We start from the raw sequence: 8,717 nt of genomic DNA on the forward strand, positions 1-8,717 counted from the left end.
TTCCGAGACGCACTTGAGGAAGATTGGAGTGATTTTCGGAGACGGGCTTGCCACGCCCAAGGCGAGGATCAAACTGATGGTGCTCCTAAGCGCTGGCCTCGGCATGGACGAGATCCGTAATAGCTTTGAAAAACGCTATTACGCCTAAATACAACGCAAGTTCTACAAGGTCCTTGTCATAGAGGTGGGGCTTAACCAAGATGGCCCCCGACTTCCCCGGAGACTTACCTCCACAAGCTGCCCAATGTTGACCTTGCGTTCCAGCGAGTACAGGGGCCGTGTCCGGAGTTAGACTGCGTCTTCCAGCCCAATTCGCGCGGCGGCCGCTCAGGTCCTTTGTGCCTGGATAGCCCGCGATGGAAAAGACATCCCCGCGCCTTTTTCCGTTTGGAGGCGGAACCGGTCGTCGCGCCTTCCTTTCACTGTCTCCTTTACCCCTCCGTTCCTTCTACCAGCTCCAGCACGGACCTTCTGCGCCCCTTATCCCCCTCCGTCGTAAGCGGAGCACCTCCCATCTCACCCCCAGCCTGTTGGTAGCCTGGGGTTCTCCATGCTGCTGAAAGCTGACCCTGCGCCGCTCTTCACTCGCCCTCTTCCCCTGCTCTAAACTCCCAGCGGGACAAGGGGCAGGACATTCCGGGACTTCGGGCCAGACTCCGCGTCTGCTGTCTTGTCCCGCTTCCGGTCTTGCTGGCAGTTTGCGTGAAGCTCACCGGTGAGCTCTAGGGACTCGGGGGACGAGACTGAAGCTGGAACGGCTCAAGACGCTGCTGGCGTCTTAGAAGCTGTCTTTTCGGCAGTCCAAGCCCTGGTCTGGCCTGAAGTCTGCTCCCGTATCTGAAGATGCATCTGCCTTCCGTCTGCCTCGTATCCTGGTCGGAGTCTGGCAGCAACGCTTGCAACGCGCTGGAGGTGGTATATCGTGAAGGTCACGGACGAGCTGTTGCTTGAGACGGCGAAGAGATACGGCATCGCCCCTGGTAGTCTCAAGTCCCACGCCTTCGCCTTGTTCGACCAGGGGCTTTCCAGGGCGGAGGTGAGGTATCTGCTGATGAGGTTCAGGAACCCGGAAAAGCCGCGGGCGCTTGCGGAGACGATACGGAGGTACGAGCTGATGTGGCAGGAGCGGCGGGCGAAGGAAGGAAGCTGACTCCACCGGAAGGGCACCTAAGACCCAACCTCTGCCAACTGCGCCTCCTCCTCGGCCCTCGCTATGCGCTCCCTCGCCATCGCTGCCGTCTCGGGGTCCTTCTCCGCTCCGACGAACCGCCGTCCCAAGAGTCGGCACGCTACGCCAACGGTCCCGGTGCCGAAGCAGGGGTCGGCGACCAAGTCTCCGGGCATGGTGAGCTTCTCTATCAGGTACTTCACCGGGGTCAGGGACTGCTGCCACTCGTGGTAACGTTTGTCCATCTTCCCGCTCGGGAGCAGGTCCAGCAGCCACCCGCCCCTGCGCCCCAGTTCACGGCTCAACTGGGCTATGTTCCATCCCCACTCGTTTTCCCTGACAAACGGCAGGAGATAACCCTGGTAGACCAGGCCGCTGAATTCATCTTCCGGCGGGCCGGCCATGTTCTCGTGGTAAACCGTTTTCTTGTCGCCTTGCTCCGGGGCAACGTTTGGTGCGGCTTCCTGTTCGCCGGTCTTTTTTTCGCCGGATTTTACCTGCGCCTCTCCCCCGCTTGTCACCGTTACCGCGCATCCTGTGAACAGGCTGGCCAGAGAAAAGGTGAGCAACAGCAATAACAGCACGGTCCGAAATCTTTGCAACGTAGTCCCCCCAATTAGCCGGTGGTTTTACCCACGTCATTCGGTGACGCTACTCTTTAGTCAGGCCGGCCAAGATGGGTATCTACCGGAACCAGTCGCCAGGTGGAACCCCCGTCCGTGGTCTGCAGCAGTTCGGTGGCCCGGCCATCCGCCGTGATCAGCAGCAGCCAGCCCATTTTCTCTGTCACAAAGTCAAGCAGCCGCACCTTCTCGCCCTTGTCCAGGGCCCCGGCCAGGTCGCCGCCGGGTGCAAGGGCGGTCCAGTTTTCGCCCCCGTCGGTGGTGCGGTAAAGCTTTCCCCGGACAGGGGCCGCCAGGCCGGCGGCGTCGGGCTCTTCCCGCCAGGCCCACCAGTTCTTGGCGGTCAGGAAAAACGCAGGACCCGTTCCTGGAAGTGAACTCCGTACCTGCCAGGTCCGCCCGCCGTCCGCCGTAGTATAGAAGATAGTGGCGTAGTCACTGGTTTTACCGCTCTCAGGGACGAAGATTGCCGGGAGCACGCCGTCCTGGCCGCCAGCCGAGAAAAATCTAGGTGGGCCGGCGTCGAGTTTCCCGTTCGTCAGGTCAGCGGGCAAGGGAAGGTCCTGGGGCCGCCAGGTGCGGCCGCCGTCCTCGGTCATATAGAGGGAATGCTCCGGCGCGAAACCCGCCCCCAGCTGCCCGGGGAGCCAGCCGGTAAGGGCATCGCGGAAGGAGAAGGGACCGGAAAAGGGTAGACCGTTTTCCACCGCAGGGCCGAAGCCTCCGCTCCTGGCCACCCCGGCCCAGTGCCCCCCGCCGTCGTTGGTCCGGTAAAGCTCGCCTGGGCGAGAGCTCATGCCGTGCTCCGGCTCGATCATCAACCACCCGCGCTCCGGGTCAATAAAGTCCAGTCGGCCGCCGTAGACCAGGCTGTCGCTCCCTCTGTGTACGGCGCTCTTCCCCCAGGTCCGGCCGCCGTCCGCGGTGTGAAACACCACCACGCTTTTCTCGTCGTCATTCCGGACCGCCAGCCAGGCGTGGTCGGCGTCATAGAATTCGCTTTCCACGTCCCAGGGGTTGCTGGTCAGCCCGGGCGGCGTGACCGCCGCCCAGTGTTCCCCGCCGTCCTCGGTGCGCAGGACTTTATCCTTAGCCAGGGCCCAGCCCTGGGTTTCACTAATCATGTCAATGGAAACAAGTTCTCCCGGCGTGCCGAGGGCCGCCAGGGATGGATCCGGCGCCCGCCACCGCCAGCTGGCAAGGACATCCTGGAAATAGGCGGGAAGTGTCTCTTGATCCTGCGCCACCTCGGTGGAGATGTCAAAGGTGAAGCCGTTCTTAGCGGTGACAAAGTGGTACTCCGCCCAGGTCCTGGTCCCTGCGGCGTCGGTTTTGAGGTGCCGGAAAAGCATGCCCTCGCTGCCCAGGGTGGTGAAGGGTTCCTTGGTGACGCGGAGGATCCGGGAGTAAAGATCATAGCCAACAATACCCCCGTTTCCACCCGTGCCCACCCGGACTTCCACGTATTCCTCGCCGTTGGTCAAGAAGAGGTCCGCTGTGGCGGCAGCCTCCCGGCCGTCCCGGGTGTTCACCTGCCATCCGGCGGGAACAACAAGTTGAAAGCCGTATTTCTCGTTGACCACGTTTGCTTCTTGTCCCGCCGAGGCAACAGGCTCGGTTTTTGCCGCACCCAGGCCGCCGCAGCCCGCCTGGAACAACAGGCCCAGAAGCACCACGCTCAGAGCGGCGAACCCGGCCGGGAAAAATTCTTTTACTTTCATTGGGCTTTCACCTCGTAAACCATTTACATCTTTTCACCATATTAAACTAAACGCCGTGACCAGTGATAGGATAGTTTCCAGAAACCCATGTTTTCACAGCTTCAGCCACGCCTTCGCCGCAACCTTATACGATAAGAGGGTGGGACTAAGGGAAATCCAGGAGCTCTTGGGCCACAGTACCCCCCGCTCCTACAGTCGTATACACCCATCTATCCACTGAAAGCTTCAAGGAAGCTGTAAACGTGAAGCTTACTGGTTACAGAAGGAGCTTATAACACAAGCTTACACGCCGCGTGTTGCTGCAATACGTGGCAGAGATACGCGGAGCGGGTGCATGTGATTGCAAGAGTAGCGTGCTGGACGGTCGAGCAAGCGGTGTGCTCTAATCCCGTTCATCGATTATGAAGCCCGAGGCTGGGGGACTCTCCAGGGTGCCAGGTAAGCATCGAGGGTTGCTTTGGGAGCGAGTGCGCCACGGAGGCTGATTCGAGAGGACGGCGGCGGGCTGGTCACCTTGACCCGACCGCCGCTGAATGCAGCTCTTCCTCTGCTCTTGGTATGCGCTTCCTGGGGACTGCGGCCGTACCGTGCTTAAGCCACACTCCAGGACTAGCGAGGCGTCGGGCTGGGCCGCTTAGATTCGACGGGCCGCGTGGTAGCCTTCGTGCACGGCATTTATCACCTTTCGAGCTCGAACGGCGTCGCCGACGGGGATCACCTCTGTCGCGAGGCTCGTGCGTATTTCATCATACAATCTCGAGTTCGATACCATTCCCAATGCCACGACCACGGAGTCGGCCGGGATGGATGCTTCCTTGCCGTCGGCGGTGCAGGTCACTGAAGTGGCGGTCATCGACGTTATCAAGTGATTTAGCCGCACTTCGACGCCGTCTTCCGCAAGGCGACCCTGGATTACCCACCTCGTGAACAGCTCTACCTCTGGAACCACTGCCGGGAGCTGGTCCACCAGCACTACCTGCTTTCCGTGGCTTTCAGCCAGGAACATTGCAACCTCGGCACCGACCAGCCCTGCTCCGCAGACGACGACCCGCCTCCCCGGAGGAATTCGGCCTGAGAGCACGTCCAACGCCCAGTAGAGATTAGGGTCGTTGATCCCCGGAATCGAAGGTTTCATGGGGACCGCCCCTGTCGCAACTATGACCACGTCGGGGGCGTGCTGCCGGACGAGTTCGACGGTTACCTCGGTGGAAGTCTCGATTTCCACCCGCTGCCTCCGTACCTCCCTGGTCTGCCAAGCCATGAAATCCCGGTAATCCTTTTTGAAGTCAGGCACCGAGAGGTAACGCAGCATGCCTCCAAGGTCCCGGTCCTTCTCGAACAGAGTCACCCTGTGGCCTCTCAAGGCCGCGACCCGAGCTGCCTCCATGCCGGCGGGACCGCCCCCCACAACCATGACGTTGCGAGGCTTCTTGGCGGGAGATAGGGTTGCGAAGGCCTCGTGCTCCTTGCCGGCCTCGGGGTTTACGGCGCAGTCGAGTCCTCGGTAGCTTAAAACCGAGCCAAGGCACTCGTTGCACCTGACGCAACGCCGTATGTCTTCTGGGGTCCCCGACGCTACCTTAGTAGGATAATCTGGGTCAGCGATGATCTGTCGCCCGAGGGACACTAGGTCGGCCTTGCCCGAAGCGATTACCTCCTCAGCCAGCTCGGGAGAGAGTCCGCATACAGCTATTACGGGAACATGAACGTTCTTTTTGACTGCTTCCGCCAGGGGCACCAAGTTCCCGCGCGGCACGTACATGGGCGGCACCCACATGCCGATGCTCACGCCTTCGGAGAGCCGCTTGCCCCTAGCGGACTCCTGGCCCGATACGGCTTTGAAGAACGCATCGACCCTCGAATCCCAGGTGCCAGCGGTGACGTGGATGGCGTCGACCCCCGCCTCCTCCGCCCAGCGGGCAAATTGGACGGCTTCTTCTACCGTGACTCCGCCCGGAACGTCTTCTTCCGCTGACAGCCTGTATATCACGGGGAAGTCCTTGCCGGCTTTCTCCTTGACTGCCCTTATGACCTCAAGGGCAAATCTAGCCCGGTTCTTCAAACTTCCCCCGTACTCATCGGTGCGGCGGTTGGTATACCCGGACAAGAACTGGAGAGGCATGTATCCGTGTGCTCCGTGGATCTCCACCGCATCGAAGCCGGCCATCCTCGCTCGCGCGGCGGCTTCTGCGTAGAGGCCGACGAGTTGCCGGATTTCCTCGATCGTCATTGCCCTGGGCTTGTCCTCTGGAAGAAGCACGGTGCCCACGCCTGAAGGACTGATCGGATCTTCGCCCGTCACCGACTTGCTGGCAAAACATCCTCCGTGGGCGAGCTGGAGGGCTATCTTCGCTCCCCCCGAGTGCGCCGCCGCCACAAGACGGGAGAGTCCCGGCAGAAAGCCGAGGCCCGAAATCTCGAGCTCCCCCGGTATTACCCTGCCCCGCGGCTCGGGGCAACAGACTTCAGTGATTATGAGGCCGACGCCTCCGTTGGCCCGCCTTGCGTAGTAGGAGACGATGACATCCGACACCGCGCCATCCCTTGCGGCAAGGTTCGTGCCCATGCCCGGCTGGACCATCCTGTTCCTCAGCTTCATATTGCCGATGCTTGCAGGCTGGTTTAGGTACTTGAACATCTGCTTGTCCCTCCTGAGAGCGAGACCTTTCGGAGATCTTCGACATCTAGTCTTCCACTTACGCCCCTGGTGTATTTGCCAGAACCTGACTGCACTAGGACCGATCCGCCTGAGCATCGCATCCGCAAGTACTGCAGGGGCGCCCCTTGGCGAGCACCCTTCTTCCTTCCGGCTTTCGATGGCGAGACCAGCCGGCCCAATCCATAGACCGATGAATCAAGCCCTGGGCAACGCCTGCTGGCAAGCCCAGGGCCTCGTGAGTTTAACCGCACGGTGCCAAAGCGTTCGTAATGCTTGGTGAACCGCCGTATACCGAACGGTACGTACCGCGGCGCGAGGGGTCGAGGGCTCCTCCCTCTTCTGCCCAACAAGCTAGCCCTTATAGTAGTTAAATGAAGGCTCGCAGAACTCCCAGTCGGGGCATGCGCCATTGTTGATGGTGGTGCAGTTGGTGTATATGAGGTAGATCACGATCTCAGGGCAGCAACACTTGGTCTTGCACTCGGCCACGTCCATCGTCTTGGCGACTTCGTTTATAGCTTCGATTACGGTCTTCACCTGTTCTTTGTCTATCATCTTTCCCACCCCCTTTTGGAAAAGCGTCAAGAAGAGCTTGGCTTACACGGCCATTTACAGAACTCCCAGTCGGGACAGGCTCCATTGTGCACGGTTAGGCAATTGGTGGAAATAAGGTATACGGCTATCTTCGGGCAACAGCACTGGTTCCCTTGGTTATGTTGGCCATGCTCGTCAGTCACGGTGGGTTTGCCAGCTTCCGCCATGGGACCTCCCCCTTTCCAGACGGATTAAGTAGTCCAACCCTCGCACCATCCTATGTCGCTGGCGCGGACGACGTGACGGTCTGCCTCCTTGGTGCCTGATAAAGAACGCGATCGGCCTTCAGCGGATACAGCCCGCCGCTGGCTCCAGCACAAATCCCCGCCGCATCTTGTCATCCTTGCGTGGTATGCCCTCGGGCTCTCCCCGCGTACTTTCTTCGCTGAAACCTCTAGCTAGCAGGACAGAGGCTTTCGGATGGAGGTGGTGCATAAGTTCTTGAACTCCGCGGATACCCTCCTGGAAAGTACACGTTCTTCGGCATTTCGGTCACCTTGCACGGAGGCTACCACAAGGCGGGAAGATGGGGGAGGGGGCTTATAGGTGGGGCTTACGAGGGGCATAGGGGGATACATCGTAGGCCGTTCGACCTGCCGACCGGGGACGAAGAAGACCAGGCCCTGCAAGGCGGTTTTCCTTGCGCCACCGCCCTTGACGCCACCTTCTCCACGGCTCTAGAGTCCTAGCAAGACGCGAGACAGGACAGTCCGAGACTAGGGCCAGACTCGGCGTCTGCTGTCTTGTCCTGCTACCGGTCCCGCTCGTCGTCTGGCTCGGTCGTACCGGCGGACCTGGGGGACGCGGGCCGGGACGGAAGTGGGACGGCCCCGAGCAGAAACCACGGCCCGGAAGCTGTCACCTGGGGAGTCTCCACCTGGGTCTGCTATAAAGTCTGGTCCCGGCTCTGGCGGTGTATGTGCTCCCCGGTCTGCCACCGGGTCTACTATAAAATCCTGCTACGGCCGAGGTGTAGCATGAAGATTGCCGACGCTGCTGCTTGAGACGGCGAAGAGATATGGCCAGATTCACAGGTACTTGTAGCCTTGACAGACAAAATATGGCTTACCCCCTGCTGGGACAGCCCCACGAGCTCGGCTATCTGGGCCTGGGTCCAGCCGCACTCGAAGTAGAGCCGCCGGATAAGCCTGCCCCGTTCGTCCCTCGTCAGGGGGACGCCGTGGTTTTTGTTGGCCTTGAAGGCTTCGGCGAGGAGGTCCCTGTCGTCGACGTCCTTCTCTCGACCCAGACCTCGGAGACGCCGGCGGCTTTTGCGGCTTTCCAGCCTGTGGTGGCCGTCGATGACCTTGAGGGTCCCCTTCCGGGCGAGGAGCGCCTTGGTCTTCCCCGAACCAACTCACAACCCACATGCACGGCAGGGTCGAACGGACTGGCGGCGCGTGTGCTGCTCTGCCGCCGCTGTGGAGAATACCTCTTTGACGCGGAGATGGACGAGCAAACATTGCACTTGGCCTACCAGGGGTACCGGCGGAGGCATGTCTTGCCCGGCTCGGATGATATCCGGTCGTCTGAGAGAGAAGTACGGGCCCTCCCAGCAACAGCTGGCGAAACTGTTAGGCTGGGGTCGCGTGACGGTGCAGCGCTACGAAAAGGGCTCGCTACAGGATATTGCCCGTGACCTGCTATTAAGACAGCTGGAAGATCCGCAGTTCATACGAAGATGCTGAGAAATTGAAAGTGCCGCTTTTACCCTAGCGCCAAGGGTTCCAGGATAGGCCCGAAAAATAATTGTTTCGGGCCTTTGTTGTTGCAGGTTGTCTTAGCGCATAATAGAAAATGTATATAATGGTAGGAAGGAGGTGAAGGCGAGATGGGCGAGGAGCTGAGCCGGCTCCGGCAGGCGGCGCACAGGTTGAAAAAGGAGCGGGATCACCTGGAGGCGCTTCTGATGGGCACGGAACCGATGATCGAGGGATCGCTGGTTAAGAGGT

Annotated in this window: 6 protein-coding genes; 2 read left to right on the top strand and 4 right to left on the bottom strand. The window is 60.4% G+C overall.

The window, feature by feature from the left end; translation table 11 throughout:
* Window positions 1-922: 922 nt before the first annotated feature.
* A complete protein-coding gene (locus AB1609_09995; protein MEW6046796.1) occupies window positions 923-1,150 on the top strand; it encodes a hypothetical protein in 228 nt (75 codons plus the stop codon).
* A gap of 17 nt (window positions 1,151-1,167) precedes the next feature.
* On the opposite strand, the gene AB1609_10000 is transcribed toward AB1609_09995, so the two are convergent.
* The 4 genes from AB1609_10000 to AB1609_10015 all read right to left on the bottom strand — a co-directional run bounded on the left by AB1609_10000 (window position 1,168) and on the right by AB1609_10015 (window position 6,726).
* A complete protein-coding gene (locus tag AB1609_10000) occupies window positions 1,168-1,743 on the bottom strand; it encodes a DNA methyltransferase (protein MEW6046797.1) in 576 nt (191 codons plus the stop codon).
* 83 nt (window positions 1,744-1,826) lie between these two features.
* Window positions 1,827-3,512 carry a hypothetical protein gene (locus AB1609_10005; protein MEW6046798.1) on the bottom strand — a complete coding sequence of 562 codons (1,686 nt, stop codon included), beginning with the start codon at window positions 3,510-3,512 and terminating at the stop codon, window positions 1,827-1,829.
* A gap of 634 nt (window positions 3,513-4,146) precedes the next feature.
* A complete protein-coding gene (locus AB1609_10010) occupies window positions 4,147-6,150 on the bottom strand; it encodes an FAD-dependent oxidoreductase (protein MEW6046799.1) in 2,004 nt (667 codons plus the stop codon).
* Between the two features lie 372 nt (window positions 6,151-6,522).
* Entirely contained in the window at window positions 6,523-6,726 is a 204-nt protein-coding gene (locus AB1609_10015) for a hypothetical protein (GenBank protein ID MEW6046800.1), read from the bottom strand.
* Between the two features lie 1,553 nt (window positions 6,727-8,279).
* Here AB1609_10015 and AB1609_10020 point away from each other — a divergent pair.
* On the top strand, window positions 8,280-8,453 hold the full coding sequence (locus tag AB1609_10020; protein ID MEW6046801.1) for a helix-turn-helix domain-containing protein: 174 nt from the start codon (window positions 8,280-8,282) through the stop codon (window positions 8,451-8,453).
* Window positions 8,454-8,717 lie beyond the last annotated feature (264 nt).

The sequence above is a fragment of the Bacillota bacterium genome (assembly GCA_040754675.1).
Taxonomy (GTDB): Bacteria; Bacillota; Limnochordia; order Limnochordales; family Geochordaceae; genus Geochorda.

Coding starts and splice junctions, on each gene's coding strand:
- AB1609_10005 (MEW6046798.1), bottom strand. CDS start 3,512: ATGAAAGTAAAAGAATTTTTCCCGGCCGGGTTCGCCGCTCTGAGCGTG.
- AB1609_10010 (MEW6046799.1), bottom strand. CDS start 6,150: ATGTTCAAGTACCTAAACCAGCCTGCAAGCATCGGCAATATGAAGCTG.
- AB1609_10015 (MEW6046800.1), bottom strand. CDS start 6,726: ATGATAGACAAAGAACAGGTGAAGACCGTAATCGAAGCTATAAACGAA.
- AB1609_10020 (MEW6046801.1), top strand. CDS start 8,280: ATGATATCCGGTCGTCTGAGAGAGAAGTACGGGCCCTCCCAGCAACAG.